The following is a 23,285-nucleotide window of genomic DNA, read 5'->3' as shown; positions in this document are numbered from 1 at the left end:
TTTACCGTGGCTCCTGCACGAATGCGGTCGTTGCGGTCACAGCATAGTGGCCGCTTTCGTCGACCACTGTGTTTGCGATGATCGAGCTTTCCAGAACAGGATCGATACGCAGGCAGGCGCGCAAAATCATCAGCTCATTGGATGCCCCGCTTTTGAAATCCAGCACTGGCTTGGGGTCTTCCGAACTGTCGGTGCAGGGGATTTCATCCGAAAGAACGATGCCATTGAATGCATTCTGACGAAGCATTTGCAGCCGCAGGTTGGTTTTACAATCTTTGATGCCGGAAACGTCGCATATCCGGTCCTTGATAACATCATGGCTCCAGTTGGTGCCTGTGCCCAGACGAATGTCCCGCACGACCAGATCAACACCACGTTCCAGCGCGGCGTGCTTGGTGGTGATGATTGACATCTCCCCACCAATACCAAGAAATGCCAGGAAAAACGGAATGATCATGACAAACTCGATCGTCGCGTTTCCGGTCTCAGATCGCTTGAATGCACGGAGAATTGACAGCGATTTGCGGATCATTGGGTCAACCTCAGTTTGCGGATGGAAGAAGCAATCGCAGTAAACGCTTCGTCTAGATCCAATCCTTTTACGTTGTGTACATGGCTGTCCGAGCTTGCGCAGGACTTGATGGTGTTCAAGCCGCTGGTCGGGGCTTCGAAAGCGATGCCGTAGATGATGACGCCCTTGTCCTTGGCGGCGCCACAGATACTGGCCGTGCGCGCGTTCTTTGTGGACGATCCCACTGACTTCCTTAGGTTGTAGTACCAGGTATTCTCGTGGTTGTTTTGCCAATAGAAGTTGTTCTTGGCATTCCACCACAGCGAAGCCCGATTGAACAGTTCTGGATACGAAAGACGTGTGGCAGTTCCAACTTCTTCATTTGTTGGATTTTCGTTCGGTGGATTGCCGAAAGGATGTTCTGCGGTCACGTAGTTGCCGTTTTCTTCGGTGTGCTGCATCCAAACCCACCGGTCCGGATTGTTCCCCTGCGGGTCGTGGTAGTAGCGAATACTGTACTCACCTTTACTGCCGTCCGCGCGTTCAAATTCTGGATTGAACCAGACGTCAGTCTGCCCACTGCGAACCGACGGGTCCAACATATACTGCGTGGTGTTTTGCCCGTCAGTCATTACGATCACGACTTTAAGCACGTCCGAGTCATAAGATTCCGGGCGATTGGCAAATTTGGTAGGCACCTTGTTTTCGGTGGCCAAGGCGCTGACCACGGGCTTGAATGACGGATCCAGCATGCCGACGCCCCATTTCATGCCCACATCAATGGATGTGTTGCCGCTTGCGGTCAGGGCATCGATGCGATTGTGCAGATATTGGACGTTGTCTGTGACGGCTGTAATCTCACTGCCAGCGCGAACGGGGCAAACAAGGTAGGCAGGAGGTTCGCCATCGGTCGTCCGACCGTTTACAGTTGCTCGCGTGTAACGCCATGGATCGAAATGTCCGGTGCGCTGATAAAAGGTAGTGGGATCAAGGGTTACAGACCCGAATTGCCCCGAAGTAAAGTTCACGCAATGGGAATAGTTGTGCTCTGAGGTCACGTTAGTGAATTTACCCAGGATGTCCTGCCCGCCATTGACTTGGGTAGCATAGGGAACAATCGACATCGAAATCTTCGTTTCGCCCGATTCCTCAAGCATTTTGGTGACAAAACCTTTCGCCGCGCTCCTCAACACTTCGATCTTCGATTTTCCGGCGGTGGCGGAAGACCTTGTCATGGACCCCGACATGTCCAGAACCAGCGAGATTTCGACAGAACCGATGGACTCTATTGCTGTGCTTGCAGCTTTCATGTTCAGTTCGGTAACTTTTCCAAACCTCATGAAACGCGTCGGAACAACAGCATTGGCGGTCGCGGCAACTTTTCTTGACCCAAACCCTTCGGTGACTGTCACAGTTTTCTCAAGATGGCCCAACCCGGCCTTTTCCATATAGGCGTCGACGACATCCTTGGGCGGCAGCTTCTGGTCAAGGTCAGCGGCAGCAAGAACCGCGCGGTCCAGCGTGGATTGCAGGCTGGCGCGGTCACGTTCATACGTCATCAGATCCATCGCCATACCGGTGATGGCCAGCATCAGGATTAAAATGAGCAGGGTGAAGATTGTAAATGTGCCGTCTTCTTTTTTGGCAAACCGCCGCAACCAGGAAATCTTGCGCTTCGGCTTCGAGCCGTCGTTCTGAAGCGAGAAAATTATCATATTTATGACTCCGCCTCGCACATGGAAGTCGTGCGTCAAAGAAAGGAAATTTGGGTTAAATTTAGTTTTCAAACGTGGCGTGAATTGGGCGAAAAAGGCTTGGTTTCGGCCTTTTTGCGCACTCAAGGGGTATAATTTTCGCGATTCCCCCCGGTCTGTCGATGAAATGAAGACAATCCGTTAAGCGATTGACCGGATTGGGCGACTCACTATCAGGTGCTTAAGTTGCTATTAAGAAGGTGATGAAAAAAAGTGCATTGTTTGATTGCAGCCAGCGTTGAGTGGTGCGACAAAACGTCATGACGTTTCGTCATCCAGCGGTACGGAGGATTTTATGACCGGCATCCAAGAACCAAGCTTTCGCGAAAGTGTTGACCTGATGTTCAACAGGGCGGCAGCCCTGATGGAACTGCCGCCGGGGCTGGAGCAGAAAATCCGGGTTTGTAACGCGACCTACACTGTTCGGTTTGGTGTGCGCCTGCGCGGCGAGATCCACACCTTCACCGGGTACAGGTCTGTCCATTCCGAACATATGGAGCCGGTCAAAGGCGGCATTCGCTACGCTACCGCGGTGAACCAGGATGAGGTCGAAGCTCTGGCTGCGCTGATGACCTACAAATGTGCTCTTGTCGAAACACCGTTCGGCGGTTCGAAAGGTGGGCTTTGCATCGATCCGCGGAAATACGAAGAGCACGAGCTGGAACAGATCACGCGACGCTTTGCCTATGAGCTTGCCAAGCGCGATCTGATCAACCCGTCGCAAAACGTTCCGGCGCCCGACATGGGCACGGGCGAACGCGAAATGGCCTGGATGGCCGACCAATACGCGCGGATGAACACCACCGATATCAATGCGCGTGCCTGTGTGACCGGTAAGCCATTGAACGCAGGTGGCATCGCGGGGCGGGTCGAGGCGACCGGTCGTGGCATACAATATGCTCTGCGCGAGTTTTTCCGTCACCCTGAAGACGTCCAGAAGGCTGGCCTGTCGGGAAAGCTGGATGGAAAGCGCGTCGTGGTGCAGGGGCTCGGCAACGTGGGCTACCACGCGGCAAAGTTCCTGAGCGAGGAAGACGGCTCGCGCGTTGTCGGTATCATCGAGTGGGACGGGGCGTTATACAACCCGGACGGTATCGATGTCGAAGCCGTTCGGCAGTGGATCGTCAAGCATGGTGGGGTCAAGGATTACCCGGACGCGACACATTCAGCAGAAGGTGCAAGCGTTCTGGAGGCTGAGTGCGATATCCTGATCCCGGCAGCCCTAGAAGCTGTCATCAACCTGTCCAACGCTGATCGGATCAAAGCGCCTTTGATCATAGAGGCCGCGAATGGCCCGGTCACTGCTGGCGCGGATGAGGTTCTTCGCAAGAAAGGCACCATCATCATCCCGGATATGTATGCCAACGCGGGCGGTGTGACGGTATCTTATTTCGAATGGGTCAAGAACCTTAGCCACATTCGTTTCGGTCGGATGCAGCGTCGCCAGGAAGAGGCGCGGCATGAACTGATTGTCAGCGAGCTGGAGCGGCTGGACCGTTATCTGGGTGATGCGTGGTCGATGTCGCCAGACTTCAAGGCCAAGTACCTCAAGGGTGCTGATGAGCTTGAACTGGTGCGCTCAGGCCTCGATGACACCATGCGTATTGCCTACCAGTCGATGCGTGAGGTGTGGCACAGCCGTGACGATGTCGAAGACCTGCGTACTGCGGCCTATATCGTCGCGATCGACCGCGTGGCCAAAAGCTATCGCGCCAAGGGGCTCTGAATCAAACAGGCGGGATGATCATTTCGCCCCGCCTGAACGTTCTGCGGCTTGAATGTCGATGGTGGCCCGTTAGTTTGACGGATAGTAGACACTCAGAGAAACGAATCCCGGAGACCCCCATGTTGCGTATAGCCATTGTCGCGGCTCTGCTGGCCACCCCTTTGGCCGCACAGGAAACAAAGGAAGAAAGCTGCAAGTATCAGGCTGATGTCGTAGCCGCGATACAAAAGGCCCGGCTGGATCGCGTGAAAGAACGTGATGTAGCACAAGCCGTTGCAGATAGTGGCCCATCATGGCCTGAGAACTATAACGCCGCGATCCCGCTGATCACACCGTGGGTCTACGAACAAAAGATGCGCGACGTGCGCAAAAAGGATCTGGGTGCCGCGTGGCTTGAGCTGTGTTTGCAGCAATAATCCACAGCACCATCATTTCCCTGTGGACAAACGCGCGTCATACCCTTGGCGCGCGTTCCCGTTTCTGTCAGGTTTGACCCATGTCACTGCCCCCCGGATTTCTGGATGAACTACGCACCCGCCTGAGCCTGTCTCAGGTCGTCGGGCGCAAGGTGATGTGGGATCAGCGCAAATCCAATCAAGGCAAGGGTGACATGTGGGCGCCTTGCCCGTTTCATCACGAAAAGACAGCCTCATTCCATGTCGACGACCAAAAGGGGTTTTATTACTGCTTCGGCTGTCACGCCAAGGGCGACGCGATCAGCTTCGTGAAAGAGACTGAGAATGTCTCGTTCATCGAAGCCGTTGAAATATTGGCCCGCGAGGCCGGGATGCCGATGCCTGCGCGTGATCCCAAGGCGCAGGAAAAGCAGGACCGCCGCAGTCAGCTTGCCGATGTGATGGAGCAGGCCGTGCAGTTCTTCCGCTTGCAGCTCAAAACAGCGGCGGGGGCAGAGGCACGGGATTACCTGTCGCGCCGGGGTCTGGATCAAAGGGCGCTGGATCGGTGGGAGATCGGGTTTGCGCCGGACGGTTGGCAGGCGCTTTGGGATCACCTGCGCGGCAAGAGCATCGAAGAGGAGTTGATCCTTGGCGCCGGGCTGGCCAAGCCTTCAAACAAGGGCAAAAAACCCTACGACACCTTCCGCAATCGGATCATGTACCCGATCCGTGATCCGCGTGGGCGCTGCATTGCATTCGGTGGCCGCGCGATGGACCCGAATGACAATGCGAAATACCTGAACTCACCCGAGACCGAGTTGTTCGACAAGGGGCGCAGCCTTTACAATCAAGGTCCAGCGCGGCAGGCGGCGGGCAAAGGGCAGCCGTTGATCGTGGCCGAAGGGTATATGGACGTGATCGCGCTGGCCGAGGCGGGCTTTGGTGCGTCGGTTGCACCGTTAGGAACGGCCATTACAGAACACCAGTTGCAACTGCTCTGGCGGATCGCAGATGAGCCGATCATAGCGCTGGACGGGGATGCAGCAGGTCTGCGAGCGGCCATGCGGGCGGTTGATCTGGCGCTGCCTCTGCTGGAGGCCGGAAAATCCCTGCGTTTTGCTTTGATGCCTGAAGGTAAGGACCCGGACGATCTTTTGCGCGCCGAAGGGGCAGGGGCCGTAAAGGCTGTGCTGGATGGTGCCATTCCGATGGTCAAGCTGCTGTGGCAGCGCGAGACCGAAGGTAAGGTTTTTGACAGCCCCGAGCGCAGATCCGCGTTGGACAAAGCGCTTTGGGAAAAAATCAAGTTAATCCGGGATAAGTCGATACGAAATCACTACCGACAAGAAATCCGGGATCTACTTTTTCATTTCTACCGCTCTCAGAAACAAATCCCTGCGCGAAACTGGAAGTCTAACAGAGAGCGCGACCGTAAGTCCGCTGGGCCTACACAAGGCACACGTACTTCCTTCTTGGTCAGTCAGAAGAACAGCGCGGATATTCGTTGGCGGGAAAGTGCAATTCTAGCAATCGCAATATTGACGCCCACCTTGGTTGTACAGTTCGAACATCAGATTGATGAAATGTCGTGTCTAGATCCCGAACTGAATGCGATGCGGGATGTTTTGCTCAGACACGCAATCGACGACCCGGACAATATCAAAGACCACATTGTTGCAGCCTTAGGACCTGAACCCCTTGAAAAACTGCTGGCCCTTCGCCATGTCGCAGTCATCCCTAGTGTGTCCAAACCAGGCGACGTTGAAAAGGCCGAAATGACACTGGCCGAGGAACTCGCGAAAATCAAAGCGCTCCGGGGGTTGGATGCCGAGATTGCCGAAGCTGCAGAAGAACTGTCTGATCTGGCTGATGAGGCGCTGACATATCGGCTGGCGCAAGCCGCCGAAGAGCGTAACCGAACAAGCCGCAGCCAGAACGAAGACCGGGCCGTATTCGATGTCGCCGACAACGGCGCGCGAATCAATCGTGACGAGAAAGACGCGTTTGCGGCGATCATGTCAGGTATCAAATTCGAGCGGAAACGCCGATAAGTGGTGTTTTCGTAAGGCACTGGAAAAGAAAAACGGGTAAACGGGTGGCCGAATCACTTATACGCGCTAATGATTCGGCTGAGACGAATCACCCATCCCTGCAGGAGCATTGAATGGCCGCCAAGGATACGAACGAAGACCGCAAATCCGACGAGCAGGAACAGGAAATCTCGCTGGACATGAGCCAGGCCAACGTCAAGAAGATGATCGCCGAGGCTCGCGAGAAAGGTTATATCACCTACGACCAGCTCAATCAGGTCCTGCCGCCTGATCAGGTCAGCTCGGAACAGATCGAAGACGTTATGTCGATGCTGTCCGAGATGGGCATCAACATCATCGAAGATGAAGAGGCCGAAGAAGAAGAGAACAAAGGCTCGACCGAACTGGTTGCCGCGGAAAGCAACCGCGAGGTTGCACTGGCTGGTGCAGGCGCAGAAAAGCTGGACCGCACGGACGACCCCGTCCGCATGTATCTGCGTGAGATGGGTTCGGTTGAATTGCTGAGCCGCGAGGGCGAGATCGCAATCGCCAAGCGGATCGAAGCCGGTCGCAACACGATGATTGCCGGCCTGTGTGAAAGCCCGCTGACCTTCCAGGCGATCACAATCTGGCACGACGAATTGCTGTCCGAAGACATTCTTCTGCGGGATGTGATTGATTTGGAAACCACGTTCGGCAACCAGTTGGACGAAGACGGTGACGTTGATGAGCCGGTCGTTGATACGTCGGCGGTGCAGGCGAACAAGCCGGCCAAGGATAGCGGCCCTGAGCTGGATGCCGATGGCAACCCGCTGAACAACGACGACGATGACGATGACGACGATCAGGCCAACATGTCGCTGGCCGCGATGGAAGCGGCGCTGAAGGATCAGGTTCTGACAACCTTGGAGCGCATCTCGACCGACTTTTCGATGCTGTCTGAAATGCAGGACAGCCGGATTTCGGCCACGCTGAACGAAGACGGCACTTTCAGCGAAAAAGACGAGGCGACGTATCAGAAGCTGCGGGCCGAGATAGTCGAGCTGGTGAATGGTCTTCACCTGCACAACAACCGTATCGACGCATTGATTGACCAGCTTTATGGGATCAACCGTCGCGTCATGTCGCTGGACAGCTCGATGGTGAAACTGGCGGATCAGGCGCGCATTAACCGCCGTGAGTTCATCGACGCTTATCGCGGGCGGGAACTTGATCCGAACTGGCTGGCCGAGATGGCTGAAAAACCGGGCCGGGGTTGGCAGATGTTCATCGAACGCTCAACCGCCAAGGTTGAAGAACTGCGCAACGACATGGCCCAGGTCGGTCAGTATGTCGGTCTGGATATCTCTGAATTCCGCCGCATCGTGCAGCAAGTTCAGAAGGGCGAGAAAGAAGCGCGGCAGGCCAAGAAAGAAATGGTCGAAGCGAACCTGCGTCTGGTGATTTCAATTGCCAAAAAATACACGAATCGCGGCCTGCAATTCCTTGATCTTATTCAGGAAGGCAACATTGGCCTGATGAAGGCCGTGGATAAGTTCGAATACCGCCGTGGCTACAAGTTTTCGACCTATGCGACCTGGTGGATCCGGCAGGCGATTACCCGCTCGATCGCGGATCAGGCCCGCACGATCCGTATTCCGGTTCATATGATCGAAACGATCAACAAGCTGGTCCGGACCGGTCGTCAGATGCTGCACGAGATCGGTCGTGAACCGACGCCGGAAGAACTGGCGGAAAAGCTGCAAATGCCGCTGGAAAAGGTTCGCAAGGTGATGAAAATCGCCAAAGAGCCGATTTCGCTGGAAACGCCCATCGGCGACGAGGAAGACAGCCAGCTTGGCGATTTCATTGAGGACAAGAATGCCGTGCTGCCGCTGGACAGTGCCATTCAGGAAAACCTCAAGGAGACCACGACCCGGGTTCTTGCCTCGCTCACCCCGCGCGAGGAACGGGTTCTGCGGATGCGTTTCGGCATCGGCATGAACACCGACCACACTCTGGAAGAGGTCGGCCAACAGTTCAGTGTTACCCGCGAACGTATCCGTCAGATCGAAGCGAAAGCGCTGCGGAAGCTGAAACACCCCAGCCGTTCACGGAAACTCCGTTCGTTCCTGGATCAGTAAACTTTTAGGCGCCTCGACCGAGGCGCCTTTTTTCATTTTGTTCACATTGGCTGGTTCTCACATCACATTGGCGAGAACGCACAAGGTCCGGGCGGTGTGCCTTTCTATATCGGTCCAGTCCACTCATGGGACAGGCCGGGGCGAGGTTTTTCACACCGATGACCCCTGGCCAGCTGTCCGAATGGGATGTTCCACACGGGTCTTGAAGGCGCTGGGCGGCTGACCTGTCCACCGTTTGAAGGCGGTCGAAAAAGCAGCCTGATCAGCATACCCCAGCGCGTATGAGATTTCAGACAGAGTCATGCCATTTGTGATGAAAGTCTGGGCCAGATCACACCTTAGATCGTCAACAATATCGCGATAGCTGGTGCCTTCATCCTTAAGGCGTCGGCTGAAGGTTCTGAGGCTCATACCCAGATCAGCGGCTGCATCTTCGGCTTGCAGGATTGCGCCGGGCAGGGATCGGGTGATCAGCCCTTCGACACGGGCACGGGTCATATTCTTGGGGGATGGCTTCTCGGCCAGCAGTCTTTCACCGTATTCGAGCAAATGCGCCCGCAGCTTGGGATCATAGGTCGGCACCTGCAAATCCAGCGCAGATAACGGCAGAATGATCTCGATCTTTTCAGCTCCGAAAACCACGGGACAACCTACCAGCTTTTCGTAGGTTTTGACGTGGTTTCCAACTTTGTGCTGAAAGCGCATCTCAATCGGGTACAAGTTCACCTGCGTCAGGTTCCTCATTCTTGCCAACGCAGCGAACAACAGGAATTCCGTGCGCCGATGATAGCGGGCAAAGCTGGGATCTTTCCAATCGGCCTCAAGCGCCGCGAAGTTGCCGGCAACACGGAAGCTGAGCCCGATGGCCGGGTCGATGATTCCGTGAAAGCGTGACAGGTTTTCCATCACCTGCTTCAAATCGCGTGAGTATTTGCTGATATACCCTGTAACGGTCGAAGCCGACGTGACCTCGAGCCCTGTGCGTGCCGCAAATGTGATGTCACCAACGGCGTCACAGGCGTGTCGGATGAACAGGGCCTCTTTATGCGCACTGTAGACTGCGGCAGGGGGCGCGATGTCTTGCTGTCGAAGCCCGGTCTGCATCATTACCCGCTGAGATACTTCGCTATTGCCGGTGAGGCGATCAAGCGCCCGGGTCAAAAAATGTAGTCGGTCGATATCTACATCCATCGTGGAACAACACCTTACGTTCTCAAATACTCTAACAGGCTATCACAGAAATCCCGTTTTTTGACTTCGGCTATTGGCTAGAGGGATTGTGCAACGGTGTTCGATGTGTTGGCAAGTTCTCGAAAGGTTTTGACCGGAACGCACATGAACTGAGGCGCCTCGCTGCCCAAATCAGCAGCGTTGCCGGGTCGAGACCTTTATGGGGATGAGGTCAGAGCCTCGGAGAAATCACCAGCCTCCGCTCAGGGCTCCCCGGCACACTCTTTTTCTTCCGCAAGTGTCGCATTGTTCTGCGACGCTGGAATTGTCATCCTGACTCGAATGATGACACTTGTGCGATGCGAATGCGAGACAAGGCCGGAAACACAGATACCCGCATTGGAAACCTGATCGTATTTGATGGTGAATGCGTTCTATGTTCGGGCTTTTTCCGATTCATGCTTGAACTTGATCGGTCACGGAATTTCCAATTCGCGACAGCGCAGTCACCCCTTGGACAAAAACTGTATCGCGACCTTGATCTGCCCACATGCGACTTTCAGACAAATCTGGTGATAGTGAATGGCGCAGTCTATCAAAATCTGGATGCGTTTGCCGCCGCGATGCGTCAATTGCCGGGTTTGTGGCCGCTGCTTTCGGTGTGCCGGTTCCTGCCCGGTTTAGTCAAAGATCCGATTTACCGCCTGATTGCGCGAAACAGATATACATTGTTCGGAAAAACCAAGACATGTTTGGTGCCGGGACCTGATGTGAAGGCACGTTTTGCGAGCGATGGATTTTGATGTCGTGGGATCCGTTTTTGCAGGCGCTGGGTTCGGTTGACGACGTGCCAGATGCGGTTCTTCGGCTGCACAGCTCCGAGGCATCCTACTCAGGTCGATGCGATATCGAGCTTGGCGCAGGTGCCTTGGTTGCTTTTGCAACGCGCATGGCCGGATTTCCGCAGGACGGAAAGGACGTCGCAGTATCAGTGAAGGTACGCTCAGAAGGTCAGGCCGTAATTTGGGAACGCGACTTCGCCGGCCATCGCACAACCTCCTGTCTGACCTATGACAGCACGCGGGCAAGTGTCCGCGAGGATTTCGGAGCGATTTCAATCTGGCTGAAGCCCAGCTGGCAGAACGGCGCGCTGTATATCAGGATCCTCCGCCTGACAGTTTTGGGCATCCCGGTACCTTTATTTGCGGTGCCACGTTCGAACACACGGGAATGGCAGGATGCAACGGGCGGGTTCAGGTTCAACGTGTCAGCAGAGGCACCGGGATTGGGCCTGCTGATCCGCTATCAGGGCTGGCTCACGCCGGATCACGCAATGCACGAAGCGGGTTGAATTGATCGTGAGGTGTCCTGTGCACGCGATGAAGTTCGTCTAACCTATTTGGAACAAGCAATCAGGGAAGAATTAACGATGAAACAGTTATGCACCTTCGCCGCGCTGGCCGCCTTGACCCTCAGTATCCCCATGACAGCAGATGCTGCGCCGAATGGATTTCGAACAGAACCCATCAACGCCACTGATTTTGAGGTCATCCCGCGCGGTGACAAACGTGTCGAAGGCTATTGGTGCGCGGCCGCGGATTATGCGCGCCGGACCTTGGGGTTGGGCTGGATGGACCGGATTTATGTGTTGCGAGGATACGGGCCCAGTGTCACCACCGGGCGCAGAACAGCAGTTCAGTTTTCGATTAAGCAGCCTCAGTCGGTTGATGTGCAACCAAGCAGCTTTGTTTCGTTCGGGTTTCAGCCCGGTAACAGTGAATCTATACAAGGTGCGAATGCACGGTGTAACTATCGGCCGTTCTTCAACGATTGATTGGCGCGCGGGATTGTAACGATGCAGACTGAATTCGTTTTGCACACTCAAGGGCCGGGGCTGTACGAATTTACGTCTGATGTGCTGCAATGGCTTGAACGGGTAGCGAAGGATGGGGTTTTGACTCTGTTCGTTCGCCACACCTCTTGCTCGCTGTTGATCCAGGAAAACGCGGACCCCGAGGTTCAAACTGATCTTCAGGCGTTTTTTGAGCGGCTCGTTCCTCGGTCAGACAACCCCGCCATGTCCTACCTGAGGCACACGTATGAAGGACCGGATGATATGCCAGCGCATATCAAAGCGGCGCTCATGCCGGTTTCGCTGACGATCCCGGTGTCGCAGGGCCGGCCTGTGCTTGGAACATGGCAAGGGATTTACCTGTTTGAACACCGTACTGCGCCGCATCAAAGGAAGGTTGCAGCGCATCTGGCCTGACCCTTTATTTAGCGGTTTGAATTTCCGACTACCCAAACCCTAGCGGCTGCCCTATAGTTGTGGATAAGTAAGCCGCAGCGCTTACAAAAAGAGGCCGAACATGGTACGAGGAGACGGCGGATGCGCTGCCCGTTTTGCGGAAATATCGACACTCAGGTGAAAGATTCACGCCCGGCAGAGGACCACGTGGCTATCCGCCGACGCCGGTTCTGCCCGGCCTGTGGCGGACGGTTCACGACCTACGAACGTGTGCAGCTGCGTGATCTGGTTGTCATAAAAACCAATGGTAAACGCGAGGATTTCGATCGCGACAAGCTGGAGCGTTCGATCCGCATCTCGATGCAGAAACGGCCCGTTGATCCCGAACGGATCGATCAGATGATCTCGGGCATCGTGCGCCGTCTGGAAAGCATGGGCGACACGGATATCCCGTCCAACAAGATCGGTGAAATCGTTATGGAAGCTCTGGCGCGGATCGACACTGTCGCCTATGTTCGCTTTGCGAGTGTGTACAAGAATTTCCAGGCGGCCGATGATTTCGAGGAGTTCGTCCACGAACTGCGCCCGCCGCAGCCTTCGACTGACGAGTGAACGAAGCAGATAAGCGATTTATGGCGCTTGCCCTGTCTTTGGGGCGGCGCGGTCAGGGGACCTGCTGGCCGAACCCCGCCGTAGGGTGCGTCATCGTTCGTGATGACCGGATCATTGGGCGGGGCTGGACACAACCGGGTGGCCGCCCTCATGCCGAGACCGAAGCATTGGCTCAGGCCGGGCAGGGTGCGCGTGGTGCGACCGCCTATGTAACGCTGGAGCCCTGTGCCCATCACGGCAAAACGCCGCCCTGCGCCGAGGCCTTGATTGCGGCAGGTGTATCCCGTGTTGTGGCCGCTGTCGAAGACAGCGATCCGCGCGTGGCTGGGCAGGGTTTTGCCATGTTGCGCGAGGCGGGGATTGACGTTGTAAATGGCGTTCTTGCGGAACAGGCAGAACGGGATCTGGAAGGCTTCTTCCTCAAGACTGAACAAGGCCGGCCTTTTGTGACGCTGAAGATGGCCAGCAGTTTTGACGGGCGCATCGCGACCTCGACAGGGCACAGCCAATGGATCACCGGACCGCAAGCACGTCGTTTGGTCCATGCCATGCGTGCACGTCACGATGCAGTGATGGTCGGGGCAGGGACGGCGCGCGCCGACGACCCCTCGCTGACCGTTCGGGATCTTGGCGTTGAGCATCAACCCGTCCGCGTCGTGGTGTCCCGCCATATGGATATTTCTCTGATGGGGCAGCTGGCGCGCACGGCCTCAAAGATACCTGTCTGGCTCTGCCATGCGCATCACCCGGATGCCGAACGTGCACAGGCGTGGGAGGGATTGGGGGCAAAGCTGATCTCCTGCGCGTTGAAGGACCACCATATCGATGCGTTGGATCTGCTTCAGCAACTGGGTCAGGCCGGTCTGACCAGCGTGTTCTGCGAAGGTGGGGCTGCGCTTGCGGCCTCGTTGCTGGCTGAGGATCTGGTGGACGAACTGATCGGGTTCACTGCCGGTTTGACCATCGGAGCCGAAGGACTGGCCGCGGTCGGGACACTTGGTCTGGAAACGCTGGAGGTCGCACCGAGGTTCGATTTGATCGAAACGCAGGCGGTCGGCGGGGATGTTTTGCACCGTTGGCGCAGAGCGTCGGAATAACGTCAACGCCAAAGATGAGCGTGCGTCGCGAACGCGCCCTGCAGCTTTGCCAGGAAACGATTGAACGGACCAGACGGTGCCGAATACCCCAGCGCCAAGCGTTCAACAGCCACTTCGACAGGGCAGGGTTGTCTGGTGATCGGATCGAAATAGCGCGGATAGTCAATCAAGGTGGCGTGCACCAAGCCCATCAGCGATGGCCGTGCGCCTCGCCTGACGGGAACGGTATCGAGATCGGTGGTCAGGCCCCATCCCGCATAGAAGGGCGCCCCCAGAGTCGTGACCTTCACCCCGCGCAACAATGCCTCGAACCCCAACTGCGATGTCATCGTCCACACCTCGTGCACCTGCGGCAGCAGAGAGGCGGGGTCAATATGGGTCACAACAAGGTCTGCAAGTGCCTCTGCGTCTATCTGGCCATCCCGTAACCCGGCTTCGACATCTGGGTGCGGTTTGTAGATCAGGATCGCGTTGGGGTTGGCCTTGCGCGCGGTTTGCAGCAGTGCCAGATTGCTACGCACTGTGTTGGTGCCCAAAAGGATCGAGGCATCATCTTCAACTTGTCCGGGCACAAGAATACGATGCCCGTTGGGCAGTGAAGGCGCTGGCTGGCCCGAGTTGTACTTGCTCAAACCATCGGCCAGCAATCTCTCAACAAGTCTTTCAGCGCGTAATTCCTGATCCGGACGCAATGTTGCGCGCTCGCCGATCAGGTTTTCCAACTGGCTGGGTTTTGTGGGGTCGTAGTAGATGCCGATTTTGTCCGTTACCAAGGATAGAGGCGGAACAAGTGCGGCCCCCAATCCGCGTGAACGCAAGAATCCGTCTTCCACGCGAACTGCCCCTTCGCTTTCGCGCGCCTGACTGGCCCAGACCATATGGGGGCGATCCGAGGCGACAGGCTGTGTGGACGTAAAGCGCAACTTGCCATGTCGCCCGAAAATCTGCTGCAAGTGTCTTCGTTTCCACAAGCGCATGCCAGCGGCGGTCCAACCGTGCCTGTCCTGCCGCCACGCGCGGGTCTGTGCCTCCAACGTGTCCAGAACCGTTTCCAGTTCGCACAGCTGATCTCGGTAAGGGTCGTACCAAGTCGGGTAAAGCAGCATCGCGGCCGCGAACAGTTGCGCGCGGGTCAGATTGCGCTGACGGCGTTGGACTGGGAATTCATCCTGCGTCAGGCCCCAACTGGCGTAGAAAGGTTGGCCGAAAATGCGCGGTTTGTGACCGGCCAGGATCGCTTCGAAGCCCAGTTGCGAGGATACGGTATAGACCGCGATTGCGCCCTCAAGCAGGGGCCAGGGGCTGATCGGCTTGTCAAACCGAGTGACCCGGTCTGTCAGGTCCTGATCGGTAAAGTGCCCCTGACGATGACCCGCCAGCGTTTCTGGATGTGTCTTGATCAAAATGCGCGCGCCGGGATTCTCCTCCTGTGCGACCACCAGCATTTCAAGAAAACGGGCACGATCGGCACCACTTGCCGTGACAGCAGCATCGCCAACCGTCTGATCAATGACCAGTACATATCCGGGGGTGGGTGCGACAATACCCGGGTCAAACGCTGAATACTTGCTGAGGTGCAGCTCCCTGACCCGCTCGATCGCGGCACGCGCGCGGTTCAGCAGCGCGGTGTCGTCCAGCGGATCAGCGTTCAGCAACTTCTCAAGGTCCGAAGGTTCGGCTGCATCAAAATGCGGGCCTGAACGGTCCAGCAACAGGCCCAACGGGGGTTCACCGGCACGGCCCGGATGCAGGGATCTGAGCAAGGCGTCTTCGACGCGCAGAACCGGGGCATTGTATTTTTCGGCGACCCGTAGACCCCGATACGCAGTAGGGCTGTTACCCCAGAGTCCTACGCAGCCGCCATCCTTGGGAAAACCCAGGCGAATGTCATAGCCCGAAAGCGTCAGAATGCGCCTGAGACGTTTCTGCGTCAGGAAGCCACCGTTATAGACAAACAGCTGGGTGCGCTTGGCCCCGGCTGCGCTGTCCGGATCGGGTACCATGCATCAGTTGCCGGTCAGCGTGGCAACGTTTGCGATGGGGGTCAGGCCACCAGCGATAAGCGAGATGGATTTGCTCCACTGTGCATAGGGTGCTTCGGTCACATAAATCGTATCATCGTCGCGGATCACGAAATCCCGCGCAATGAACAGGCCGTTGGGGGCCGTCAGGTTCAGCAGGTAGATCATACGCTGGTCGCCCTTAAAATCGGCGCGTCCGGTGATACTGCGTGCGACGTCCTGGCGTTCTTTTCGCAGAATGAAAATACCGGTTGGATCAGAGGACAGCGTCAGTAAACCACCGACCTGGGCCAATGCTTCAAGCGCAGAAAGATCCTGGCTTTCAAAGGCGACGCGCGATTGGCCACCTGTGGCACCTAGAGCGATGTATGATCTGCTATCTTCTTCCACCAAAATGCGGTCTCCGCCACGCAATGCGACGTCCAGTTTTGGATTGCGGAACAGGTCTTCGTACCAGACGGTGCCCTTTTGACCCCCTCGGATCAGAGTCACCAGCGCGATATCTGACGCTACAGAAACCCCGCCCGCCTGAGACAGCATGCCAAGCAGCGAACGGGTTGGGCGTTCGATCGGATAGATGCCGGGAGATGCGACAGTTCCCGTCAGCGAGACGGTGGATCCGTCACCAGCAACACGCCGCACTTCGATCTGTGGGTCGGGTGTCTGTTCACGCAGCTTGTTCGTGATCAAAACGCGAAGCTGTTCCGGCGTGTTCCCTGCGGCCCGAATCCGACCTGCATAAGGGACAAAAATAAAACCGTCGCTGTCGACCTGAACTTCATCCAGGGCGGTTGCCGTACCGGTTTCGCCGGACAGCAAACCGTCGTCCACGTTTTCCCATATGGTCAGGCCCAGCACGTCTCCGGGCCGTACAGTGTCGGCGGTCAAGGCCTGGGCGCTGCTGAACGAGGAAGAAAAGCCAAACTGAGGCACGGCGGATGTGAGGCGTGTCACGCGATCATCGACTTCGACGACAAACGCGTTGCCGCCATTCTGAACTGCGCCAGCCAGAATTTCGGTCTTGTTTGGCCCGGATTTCGGAAGTTGGCAGGCCGCCAGCAAGCCGATTGTGGCCACAAGGGAAACCCCCCGCATCCATCGCTTAGGAGAGAATTGCACTGCCGGATATCCTCAGTCTTTTGTTGTTGCCGGAAGATTACCCGGTAAATCGCTCAACTTCCAGTCACAGAGCATCCGGTCTACTCGACGATTTTCAACTGTGGCGTCTGCGCCTCGTTCTTGTTCAGAATGGCCTGATAGGGGTCGCTGCTGCTTAGCATCATGTCCACGGCGCGGCGCAACAATTGCCGACGTCCGCGCCGGGAATAAAAGCCGCCCGGAACCTGGCTGGTTTCCAGCAGGAATTGCCGATAGCTGCGATATGCTTCGACATCAGGCGCGTCAGGGTCAGCAAAAAACGCGGCGATCGACTGCTGCGATACGAAGTCGGTCTTGTCATAAACCGAACGCCCGAAAGTCCGCAGCGGAATACCCCGCCACAAGACCTGCTGCCCCGCAGTGGAGTTCACGGTGACGGCCGAATTTGCCTCATCCAGCAAACTTGCCAGTTTGCCGCCGGGGACATAGTGAACACGGTTATGTACTCCGTGTTTCCTGGCTATCTCCATGGCACGCAGGTGCAATGGTTCACGGTGGTTTTCCAGAGGGTGCTCTTTCACGATCAGTCTGTGGTGCGTCGGTGCGCCTTGCGCGAATCCGGCAATGACCAGCTCCAGAAAATCGGACATACAGGAGAAACGGGAATGGGCCTGAACCGAACTGTCATGCCCGAGTTGCAGCAGCACGAGGTGATATGGGAAGCCCCCCCATCTGACACGCGCCGTCGCAACGCTGCGTTGCAGGCGATGAACAGGCATCAACATCAGACGTTTGAAATACAATCTGAACTCCTGCGAAACCGACAGATCACGATGGCGCCTGAAATTGCGGTATCTCCTGTTCAGAAACATCACGAACCAATGATAGAGGGCGCCGTAGAAAATATGTTGCCGCATATCCCCCCAATGTGACGGAGGCGGAGGTACCTTGCTGTCCGACTGGGCCAGAGCCTGCCGCATCTGGTCCACATCCAATGACATGAGACGCGAGTGCCCGTTTGATCCATCCCGCTCGTACGTGACCCACCAAGGCCGCAGATAACCTTCTTCGAAAACGTGAATGGTAAGCCCGTGCGACTTGGCGATCTCAACCGCCCGGGCATGGACAGGTCTTGTGTCGCCATAAAGAACGATATCCGTGACGGCCTTGTCGGCAATCAATCTGTTCAGTGTTTTGGGCCAATCGCCGGGCTGGTTCTGAAATGCGATGAAACATGCCTTGTCAAACCAGAAGGCCTGATCGCCCGCATTGAACCCAACCCGCCAGACTTGCGCCCCCGTGGCGCGTAACATCTGCCCGAGCGCCGAGAAAAACGGTCCATGAGGCCCCTGAAGGAACAGGAAGACCCGATCATCTGAGCCTGAAGGCGTTTGCGGCATCTGGACTGCTCTTTTGGTTTTGTTGCTGAAACTATGCCTGTTTGGGCCTTGTACGGCAAGGTGGGGCTTGCCCGGGACGCCCATTGGGCTTACCTCGACGGTGAAAGTCAGACACAGGGTAGGAACTGAGGGTTAACGGAATGTTCACAGGGATCGTCACCGACATCGGAACTGTCACCGAGCTGGAACAGCAAGGAGATCTGCGCGCCCGGATCAGGACAGCCTATGACACGGCCAGTATCGATATCGGTGCCTCGATCGCCAGTGATGGCGTGTGCCTGACAGTGATCGCGCTGGGCGACGATTGGTATGATGTTCAGATCAGCGCCGAGACGGTTTCGAAGACCAACCTTGATACATGGGCCGTCGGCAAGCGTGTCAATCTGGAGCGAGCGCTGAAAGTGGGTGATGAACTGGGCGGTCACATTGTTTCGGGCCATGTGGATGGCGTGGCCAAAGTGGTCGCGGTCGAGGATGAAGGCGACAGCACACGTGTCACCTTGCGCGCACCGAAGGAACTGACCCGGTTCATAGCGCCCAAAGGGTCGGTTGCGCTGAACGGGACATCGCTGACGGTCAATGACGTGAGTGAATGCGAGTTTGGCATCAATTTCATCCCTCACACCAAAGAAGTCACAACCTGGGGCGATGTCGGCGTGGGCGATCACGTCAATCTTGAGATCGATACGCTGGCCCGGTACGTCGCGCGTCTGGCCGAGATGTCCTGATACGTCGCGTCGGAAAGCACCTGCGCCGTTTGTGGACTGGTCTTCGCGCCCTCAGTGGTCTATTCCGCCGAGCAAACCTGCCATGTGAAAGGCTGCCCCATGAGCTTTGAAACCCCCGGACCGGTCGAGGCCCAGTTGCGCGACGCGATCAGCCCGATCGAAGATATCATCGAAGAGGCGCGTGCAGGCCGGATGTACATTCTGGTCGATCATGAAGATCGTGAGAACGAGGGCGATCTGGTGATCCCCGCCGAGTTTGCAGATGCCGAGGCGATCAACTTCATGGCTACCCACGGGCGCGGTCTGATCTGTTTGCCGATGACGGCGGAACGGATAGATGCGCTGGGACTGCCGATGATGGCCGTGAACAACTCGTCCCGGCACGAGACCGCCTTTACGGTATCGATTGAGGCGCGCGAAGGTGTCAGCACCGGGATTTCAGCCGCCGACCGGGCGCTGACCGTGGCGACCGCAATCAACGAACAGAACACGATGGCGCATATCGCCACCCCGGGGCATGTCTTCCCGTTGCGGGCAAAGCGGGGCGGGGTGCTGGTGCGCGCTGGCCATACTGAGGCAGCCGTGGATATCTCGCGCCTTGCCGGTCTTAACCCGTCAGGAGTGATCTGCGAGATCATGAATGCAGACGGAACCATGGCGCGCCTGCCGGATCTGGTCGAGATCGCCAAAGAGCACAATATGAAAATCGGCACGATCAGCGATCTGATCAGCTACCGGTCGCGCAACGACAATCTGGTTGTCGAGACCTCGCGTGAAACAGTCACCTCGGAATACGGTGGTGAGTGGGAAATGCGGATTTTCACCGATCAGACCCACGGCATTGAACATGTTGTCATGATCAAGGGTGACATCACCACGCCAGAGCCAGTTCTGACGCGTACACACGCCCTGCACGAAGCACCTGACATCCTGGGTCTTGGTCCGAAGTCTTCCCGCGAGTTGCCGCGCGCGATGGAAAAAATCGCCGAGGAGGGACGTGGTGTGGTCTGCCTGTTTCGCCAGCCGCGCAATTCACTGTATGCGGTCGAGGATGAAGGCCCGCGCACCATAAAGCAAACCGGTCTCGGGGCGCAGATCCTGTCCAAGATGGGTATTCAGGAACTGGTGCTTCTGACCGACTCTCCTGAAACGGTGTATCTGGGGCTCGACGCGTTTGGCTTGTCCATCGTCGGCACCCGCTCGATTCTGAAGGAAGACTGAACATGGCTGAACAAGACAAACACGGGATTCTGCCGACACCCAGTTTCGACAAACCGGTGAAACTATTGATCGTGGCGGCCCCGTTCTACCGCTCGATTGCCGACAACCTGATCGCGGGAGCCACGGCTGAAATCGAAGCGGCTGGCGGGACCTGTGAAGTGGTCGAAGTTCCCGGCGCGCTGGAAATTCCCACAGCCATCGCCATGGCCGACCGACAGTGTAATTTTGACGGCTATGTCGCGTTGGGCTGCGTCATTCGCGGTGAGACCACGCATTACGAAACCGTCTGCAACGATTCCAGCCGGGCCATTCAATTGATGGGCCTGCAGGGGTTGTGCATCGGCAATGGCATATTGACTGTCGAGAATGACGAACAGGCCGAAGTGCGCGCCAACCCCGAAAAGATGAATAAAGGGGGCGGCGCGGCCGCTGCGGCCTTGCATCTGATTGCGCTCAGCCGTAAGTGGGGCTCTTCCAAAAAGGGCGTCGGCTTCAAGCCGCCGTCCGAGTCCATCCTAGTGGCGGGCGACAACAACGGACCCACGACAGCATGACCAAGACAGACGCGCCTAAACCGGCCAACCAGAAACGCCTTAAGAAATCCGCCGCCCGGCTTTATGCCGTGCAGGCGCTGTTCCAGATGGAGCAGTCCGGGCAGACGACTGAAGCCGTCGTAAACGAGTTTCTGGATCATCGGTTTGGCGCGGTCTACGAGGGCGACGAGATGCTTGAGGGCGACAGCGCGCTGTTCCGCAAGCTGGTGGATGACGCCGTGAACTATCAGGCCCCAATCGACCAGATGACCGACCGTGCGCTGGTGGCCAAGTGGCCGATTTCGCGCATCGACCCGACCCTGCGCGCGCTGTTCCGCGCGGCGGGTGCGGAACTGACCCAAAGCGACACACCGCCCAAGGTGGTGATCACCGAGTTTGTCGATGTGGCGCGTGCCTTTTTCCCTGAAGGTAAAGAACCTAAATTCGTCAATGCCGTGCTGGATCACATGGCACGCGAGGCTCAGCCCGAGGCGTTCTGACACGTTTACCTGAACCAGACATGCGCTAAAATGAATGTCACAGCGCAAGGAGGTTCGCCATGCCCAAACTGATCCGCCTGTATATCACGCAAGTCGCTTGGGGTTTTGTCATTTCTGCCGTGTTTGTCGGGGCGCTATTGGCGCTGAACGTCGCGAACCTTCGGCATCTGATCACCGGTTCGGAAATCGGCCTGATTGCGCTGGTACTGATCTGGTTCATGAACGGTATCGTTTTTGCGGGTGTTCAGTTCGCTTACAAGATCATGAGCATGGCCGAAAAGCCGCAGGGGCCACGTCGGGGAACGCCGGTCGTGCACAGCTTTGAACCTGCAGCGGTCAAGCAGGAAGTTCGCGCAGGGCGCTGATAAATCGGGTAAAGTGCGGCGGGACCACCAATCAACCGTGCGGTTTGATTCCCGAGGACCTGTATGTACAGGTGGGCGCCAGGTAATCAGGCCAGGACCTGAACAGAGCCAGCCCCCTCGGAATTGCTTAAGGCCACCAGAATGCTACCTGTCACAAGAAGGGCAGAACCCGCCAAGCGCTTAAGTAGGGCGTCTGACGGGTTCACACAAGGGGTCATGCATCAACAGTTTCGTGCAATGCAACACGCATCTTGCCGAAATGTTCATCCCAGCCTTTATCCAGGGCTAGGATCAGGCCAAATGCGTCGGCACCTTGTGGCAGACCTTCATGCAGCAGATCCAGGCGTGTTCCACCTGCCACAGGTTCCAAAGTCCACTTCACCGTGCTTATGGCGTCGCCCATGGGTTTCACTGTGAAAGTGTATTCCAAATACCTGGGAGGATTGGCGACACGGACCTCTCCCCAGATCAACAAGTCGCCGCTTGTTGTGCCGAACATCTCAAGCTTCTGACTTTCCGTCAGCGTTTTTTCAGGTTTGTGGAACCATTCTGCAAGGTGGTCAGGTTCCGTCAGATAAGCCCAAACGGTTTCCGGTTCCGCCCTCAGGAAAATCGATTTCTTCAGTACGGCATCAGTCATTTTGTTTCCTTTCAATAGCTTCTTTTAGTGAGTTCAGGCGATCGTCCCAGAACCGGTCGAAGTATCTGAGCCAGTCGAGCACGGGGGCCATCCCCTGTGGTTCAAGTCGATTGATGCGTTCCCGCCCGCGCACTTCGACAGTGATCAGTCCGCCGTCGGACAACACGGTGAGGTGCTTTTTGACTGCAGCCCGGGTCATATCGAACCGATCGGTCAACTGCCCGATCGTCATGTCCCGAGACGAAAGCAGTTGTATGATGTCCCGGCGGGTGGGGTCGGCCAGGGCACGAAACGCGTTTTGAGTTTGGTTTTCCATTAGCAACCTCGCAAGGGATACCATTTGGTATTACATTATTGCGATACCGAAAGGTATCATGTCAAGGAGCAATGTCACTTTACTTTTGTTCACTTATTGTTCACATTTTCATACATGACTTTGGATCTGCAACCTGGACAGAAACTGGCGCGCGGTGTCGCGCGGCATCTTGCGGCGCATGGGTTTGTTTCCGTGGAGGAATTTGTCCCGACACGTGGCCTGCGCGTCGATGTGATGGGGTTGGGTCCCAAGGGTGAGCTGTGGCTGATCGAGTGCAAATCCAGCCGTGCCGATTATCAGTCGGATGCGAAATGGCAGGGCTATTTGGAATGGTGTGACCGATTCTTCTGGGCCGTCGACACAGAGTTTCCAACCGATCTGTTGCCTGACGAAACAGGCCTGATCATCGCTGACGCGTATGATGCGGAAATCGTACGTATGGCGCCCGAGGACAAAGTTGCCCCGGCGCGGCGCAAGAAGATGATCCAGAAGTTTGCAACGGATGCCGCGCGACGCCTGCATGCGCTACGGGATCCCAGACTGTAAGATCAGCCTTTGACGGCGAGGGCGGCTTGTATCGCGGCGCGAATTTCGTCGGCGATTTCTTCTGCTTCTTCCGGGTCAAAATCCATCGGTATTTCGATGCCGTCAGCTTCGATGAACAGGCGGACCATACCCTGATCGGTCGGACCGATTTGCAGGTTTGCCTGAATGTCGCGTTCGGTATTGATGCCCATCTGTGCCTCCGAGACTGAGCGTTCCTGCTAGCGCGCACGGGGTTGAGAATCAAGTCA

25 protein-coding genes are annotated in these 23,285 nt (G+C 56.6%); 16 read left to right on the top strand and 9 right to left on the bottom strand.

Annotated features, from left to right (window positions below; all coding sequences use genetic code 11):
* Position 1: 1 nt before the first annotated feature.
* Entirely contained in the window at positions 2-532 is a 531-nt protein-coding gene (locus AC2FEB_RS07200) for a TadE/TadG family type IV pilus assembly protein (protein WP_117869426.1), read from the bottom strand.
* Positions 529-2,226, bottom strand: coding sequence for a Tad domain-containing protein (locus AC2FEB_RS07195; protein ID WP_299895904.1), 1,698 nt, complete (start codon positions 2,224-2,226; stop codon positions 529-531). Before AC2FEB_RS07195 ends, AC2FEB_RS07200 begins: the two co-directional genes overlap by 4 nt.
* A 334-nt stretch (positions 2,227-2,560) precedes the next feature.
* Here AC2FEB_RS07195 and AC2FEB_RS07190 point away from each other — a divergent pair, with 334 nt between their 5' ends.
* From AC2FEB_RS07190 to rpoD, 4 genes are all read left to right on the top strand, one after another.
* Complete coding sequence (locus tag AC2FEB_RS07190) at positions 2,561-3,991, top strand: Glu/Leu/Phe/Val family dehydrogenase (RefSeq protein WP_299895907.1); 1,431 nt, start codon at positions 2,561-2,563, stop codon at positions 3,989-3,991.
* A gap of 119 nt (positions 3,992-4,110) precedes the next feature.
* On the top strand, positions 4,111-4,407 hold the full coding sequence (locus tag AC2FEB_RS07185) for a hypothetical protein (RefSeq protein WP_117869423.1): 297 nt from the start codon (positions 4,111-4,113) through the stop codon (positions 4,405-4,407).
* An 80-nt stretch (positions 4,408-4,487) separates the two neighbouring features.
* The gene (dnaG, locus tag AC2FEB_RS07180; protein ID WP_299895910.1) at positions 4,488-6,440 is read left to right on the top strand and encodes a DNA primase; all 1,953 of its coding nucleotides are present in this window, start codon (positions 4,488-4,490) and stop codon (positions 6,438-6,440) included.
* A 113-nt stretch (positions 6,441-6,553) separates the two neighbouring features.
* Positions 6,554-8,542, top strand: coding sequence for an RNA polymerase sigma factor RpoD (gene rpoD / locus AC2FEB_RS07175; protein WP_117869421.1), 1,989 nt, complete (start codon positions 6,554-6,556; stop codon positions 8,540-8,542).
* A gap of 150 nt (positions 8,543-8,692) precedes the next feature.
* On the opposite strand, the gene AC2FEB_RS07170 is transcribed toward rpoD, so the two are convergent.
* On the bottom strand, positions 8,693-9,733 hold the full coding sequence (locus AC2FEB_RS07170; protein ID WP_496883928.1) for a helix-turn-helix domain-containing protein: 1,041 nt from the start codon (positions 9,731-9,733) through the stop codon (positions 8,693-8,695).
* A 338-nt stretch (positions 9,734-10,071) separates the two neighbouring features.
* Here AC2FEB_RS07170 and AC2FEB_RS07165 point away from each other — a divergent pair, with 338 nt between their 5' ends.
* The 6 genes from AC2FEB_RS07165 to ribD all read left to right on the top strand — a co-directional run bounded on the left by AC2FEB_RS07165 (position 10,072) and on the right by ribD (position 13,669).
* Positions 10,072-10,515 (top strand): thiol-disulfide oxidoreductase DCC family protein, encoded by a 444-nt coding sequence (locus AC2FEB_RS07165; protein ID WP_496883927.1) that lies wholly within the window; start codon positions 10,072-10,074, stop codon positions 10,513-10,515.
* Complete coding sequence (locus AC2FEB_RS07160) at positions 10,515-11,063, top strand: DUF4166 domain-containing protein (protein ID WP_496674963.1); 549 nt, start codon at positions 10,515-10,517, stop codon at positions 11,061-11,063. Before AC2FEB_RS07165 ends, AC2FEB_RS07160 begins: the two co-directional genes overlap by 1 nt.
* Positions 11,064-11,141: 78 nt before the next feature.
* A complete protein-coding gene (locus tag AC2FEB_RS07155) occupies positions 11,142-11,546 on the top strand; it encodes a hypothetical protein (protein ID WP_117869417.1) in 405 nt (134 codons plus the stop codon).
* Between the two features lie 21 nt (positions 11,547-11,567).
* The gene (locus tag AC2FEB_RS07150; protein WP_117872795.1) at positions 11,568-11,981 is read left to right on the top strand and encodes a secondary thiamine-phosphate synthase enzyme YjbQ; all 414 of its coding nucleotides are present in this window, start codon (positions 11,568-11,570) and stop codon (positions 11,979-11,981) included.
* A gap of 120 nt (positions 11,982-12,101) precedes the next feature.
* A complete protein-coding gene (gene nrdR / locus AC2FEB_RS07145; protein WP_117869416.1) occupies positions 12,102-12,572 on the top strand; it encodes a transcriptional regulator NrdR in 471 nt (156 codons plus the stop codon).
* Entirely contained in the window at positions 12,569-13,669 is a 1,101-nt protein-coding gene (gene ribD / locus AC2FEB_RS07140; RefSeq protein WP_496674966.1) for a bifunctional diaminohydroxyphosphoribosylaminopyrimidine deaminase/5-amino-6-(5-phosphoribosylamino)uracil reductase RibD, read from the top strand. Before nrdR ends, ribD begins: the two co-directional genes overlap by 4 nt.
* Before the next feature lie 2 nt (positions 13,670-13,671).
* Here ribD and AC2FEB_RS07135 read toward each other — a convergent pair whose 3' ends face one another.
* From AC2FEB_RS07135 to AC2FEB_RS07125, 3 genes are all read right to left on the bottom strand, one after another.
* Positions 13,672-15,672: a capsule polysaccharide biogenesis protein gene (locus AC2FEB_RS07135; protein WP_496674968.1), complete on the bottom strand. Its 2,001-nt coding sequence runs from the start codon at positions 15,670-15,672 to the stop codon at positions 13,672-13,674.
* A gap of 3 nt (positions 15,673-15,675) precedes the next feature.
* Positions 15,676-16,809, bottom strand: a complete 1,134-nt coding sequence (locus AC2FEB_RS07130) for a polysaccharide biosynthesis/export family protein (RefSeq protein WP_117869413.1) — start codon at positions 16,807-16,809, stop codon at positions 15,676-15,678.
* Between the two features lie 80 nt (positions 16,810-16,889).
* Positions 16,890-18,188, bottom strand: a complete 1,299-nt coding sequence (locus tag AC2FEB_RS07125) for a capsule polysaccharide biogenesis protein (RefSeq protein WP_496674970.1) — start codon at positions 18,186-18,188, stop codon at positions 16,890-16,892.
* A gap of 140 nt (positions 18,189-18,328) precedes the next feature.
* Here AC2FEB_RS07125 and AC2FEB_RS07120 point away from each other — a divergent pair, with 140 nt between their 5' ends.
* The 5 genes from AC2FEB_RS07120 to AC2FEB_RS07100 all read left to right on the top strand — a co-directional run bounded on the left by AC2FEB_RS07120 (position 18,329) and on the right by AC2FEB_RS07100 (position 21,535).
* A complete protein-coding gene (locus AC2FEB_RS07120) occupies positions 18,329-18,916 on the top strand; it encodes a riboflavin synthase (RefSeq protein ID WP_496674972.1) in 588 nt (195 codons plus the stop codon).
* A 99-nt stretch (positions 18,917-19,015) separates the two neighbouring features.
* The gene (gene ribB / locus AC2FEB_RS07115; RefSeq protein ID WP_117869410.1) at positions 19,016-20,137 is read left to right on the top strand and encodes a 3,4-dihydroxy-2-butanone-4-phosphate synthase; all 1,122 of its coding nucleotides are present in this window, start codon (positions 19,016-19,018) and stop codon (positions 20,135-20,137) included.
* A 2-nt stretch (positions 20,138-20,139) separates the two neighbouring features.
* The gene (locus AC2FEB_RS07110; RefSeq protein ID WP_299636648.1) at positions 20,140-20,691 is read left to right on the top strand and encodes a 6,7-dimethyl-8-ribityllumazine synthase; all 552 of its coding nucleotides are present in this window, start codon (positions 20,140-20,142) and stop codon (positions 20,689-20,691) included.
* On the top strand, positions 20,688-21,170 hold the full coding sequence (gene nusB, locus AC2FEB_RS07105) for a transcription antitermination factor NusB (RefSeq protein WP_117869408.1): 483 nt from the start codon (positions 20,688-20,690) through the stop codon (positions 21,168-21,170). The genes AC2FEB_RS07110 and nusB overlap by 4 nt, the downstream gene beginning before the upstream one ends.
* Before the next feature lie 59 nt (positions 21,171-21,229).
* Positions 21,230-21,535, top strand: a complete 306-nt coding sequence (locus AC2FEB_RS07100; protein WP_496674975.1) for a hypothetical protein — start codon at positions 21,230-21,232, stop codon at positions 21,533-21,535.
* Between the two features lie 214 nt (positions 21,536-21,749).
* On the opposite strand, the gene AC2FEB_RS07095 is transcribed toward AC2FEB_RS07100, so the two are convergent.
* The gene (locus AC2FEB_RS07095) at positions 21,750-22,175 is read right to left on the bottom strand and encodes an SRPBCC family protein (RefSeq protein WP_496674977.1); all 426 of its coding nucleotides are present in this window, start codon (positions 22,173-22,175) and stop codon (positions 21,750-21,752) included.
* The gene (locus tag AC2FEB_RS07090) at positions 22,168-22,491 is read right to left on the bottom strand and encodes an ArsR/SmtB family transcription factor (protein ID WP_117869405.1); all 324 of its coding nucleotides are present in this window, start codon (positions 22,489-22,491) and stop codon (positions 22,168-22,170) included. The genes AC2FEB_RS07095 and AC2FEB_RS07090 overlap by 8 nt, the downstream gene beginning before the upstream one ends.
* Positions 22,492-22,605: 114 nt before the next feature.
* On the opposite strand from AC2FEB_RS07090, the gene AC2FEB_RS07085 reads away from it, so the two are divergent.
* A complete protein-coding gene (locus AC2FEB_RS07085) occupies positions 22,606-23,037 on the top strand; it encodes an MmcB family DNA repair protein (protein ID WP_496674979.1) in 432 nt (143 codons plus the stop codon).
* A gap of 2 nt (positions 23,038-23,039) precedes the next feature.
* Here AC2FEB_RS07085 and AC2FEB_RS07080 read toward each other — a convergent pair whose 3' ends face one another.
* Complete coding sequence (locus tag AC2FEB_RS07080) at positions 23,040-23,228, bottom strand: DUF6324 family protein (protein ID WP_117869403.1); 189 nt, start codon at positions 23,226-23,228, stop codon at positions 23,040-23,042.
* Positions 23,229-23,285 lie beyond the last annotated feature (57 nt).

It is taken from the genome of Ruegeria sp. YTSC106 (assembly GCF_059609765.1).
This window is presented reverse-complemented; position numbering and strand designations above follow the sequence as displayed.

What these genes read in the sequence shown, in the direction of transcription:
- AC2FEB_RS07200 (WP_117869426.1), bottom strand. Translation starts at nt 532, where the DNA reads ATGATCCGCAAATCGCTGTCAATTCTCCGTGCATTCAAGCGATCTGAG.
- AC2FEB_RS07195 (WP_299895904.1), bottom strand. Translation starts at nt 2,226, where the DNA reads ATGATAATTTTCTCGCTTCAGAACGACGGCTCGAAGCCGAAGCGCAAG.
- AC2FEB_RS07190 (WP_299895907.1), top strand. Translation starts at nt 2,561, where the DNA reads ATGACCGGCATCCAAGAACCAAGCTTTCGCGAAAGTGTTGACCTGATG.
- AC2FEB_RS07185 (WP_117869423.1), top strand. Translation starts at nt 4,111, where the DNA reads ATGTTGCGTATAGCCATTGTCGCGGCTCTGCTGGCCACCCCTTTGGCC.
- dnaG (WP_299895910.1), top strand. Translation starts at nt 4,488, where the DNA reads ATGTCACTGCCCCCCGGATTTCTGGATGAACTACGCACCCGCCTGAGC.
- rpoD (WP_117869421.1), top strand. Translation starts at nt 6,554, where the DNA reads ATGGCCGCCAAGGATACGAACGAAGACCGCAAATCCGACGAGCAGGAA.
- AC2FEB_RS07170 (WP_496883928.1), bottom strand. Translation starts at nt 9,733, where the DNA reads ATGGATGTAGATATCGACCGACTACATTTTTTGACCCGGGCGCTTGAT.
- AC2FEB_RS07165 (WP_496883927.1), top strand. Translation starts at nt 10,072, where the DNA reads ATGCGAATGCGAGACAAGGCCGGAAACACAGATACCCGCATTGGAAAC.
- AC2FEB_RS07160 (WP_496674963.1), top strand. Translation starts at nt 10,515, where the DNA reads ATGTCGTGGGATCCGTTTTTGCAGGCGCTGGGTTCGGTTGACGACGTG.
- AC2FEB_RS07155 (WP_117869417.1), top strand. Translation starts at nt 11,142, where the DNA reads ATGAAACAGTTATGCACCTTCGCCGCGCTGGCCGCCTTGACCCTCAGT.
- AC2FEB_RS07150 (WP_117872795.1), top strand. Translation starts at nt 11,568, where the DNA reads ATGCAGACTGAATTCGTTTTGCACACTCAAGGGCCGGGGCTGTACGAA.
- nrdR (WP_117869416.1), top strand. Translation starts at nt 12,102, where the DNA reads ATGCGCTGCCCGTTTTGCGGAAATATCGACACTCAGGTGAAAGATTCA.
- AC2FEB_RS07135 (WP_496674968.1), bottom strand. Translation starts at nt 15,672, where the DNA reads ATGGTACCCGATCCGGACAGCGCAGCCGGGGCCAAGCGCACCCAGCTG.
- AC2FEB_RS07125 (WP_496674970.1), bottom strand. Translation starts at nt 18,188, where the DNA reads ATGCCGCAAACGCCTTCAGGCTCAGATGATCGGGTCTTCCTGTTCCTT.
- AC2FEB_RS07120 (WP_496674972.1), top strand. Translation starts at nt 18,329, where the DNA reads ATGTTCACAGGGATCGTCACCGACATCGGAACTGTCACCGAGCTGGAA.
- ribB (WP_117869410.1), top strand. Translation starts at nt 19,016, where the DNA reads ATGAGCTTTGAAACCCCCGGACCGGTCGAGGCCCAGTTGCGCGACGCG.
- AC2FEB_RS07110 (WP_299636648.1), top strand. Translation starts at nt 20,140, where the DNA reads ATGGCTGAACAAGACAAACACGGGATTCTGCCGACACCCAGTTTCGAC.
- nusB (WP_117869408.1), top strand. Translation starts at nt 20,688, where the DNA reads ATGACCAAGACAGACGCGCCTAAACCGGCCAACCAGAAACGCCTTAAG.
- AC2FEB_RS07100 (WP_496674975.1), top strand. Translation starts at nt 21,230, where the DNA reads ATGCCCAAACTGATCCGCCTGTATATCACGCAAGTCGCTTGGGGTTTT.
- AC2FEB_RS07095 (WP_496674977.1), bottom strand. Translation starts at nt 22,175, where the DNA reads ATGACTGATGCCGTACTGAAGAAATCGATTTTCCTGAGGGCGGAACCG.
- AC2FEB_RS07090 (WP_117869405.1), bottom strand. Translation starts at nt 22,491, where the DNA reads ATGGAAAACCAAACTCAAAACGCGTTTCGTGCCCTGGCCGACCCCACC.
- AC2FEB_RS07085 (WP_496674979.1), top strand. Translation starts at nt 22,606, where the DNA reads ATGACTTTGGATCTGCAACCTGGACAGAAACTGGCGCGCGGTGTCGCG.
- AC2FEB_RS07080 (WP_117869403.1), bottom strand. Translation starts at nt 23,228, where the DNA reads ATGGGCATCAATACCGAACGCGACATTCAGGCAAACCTGCAAATCGGT.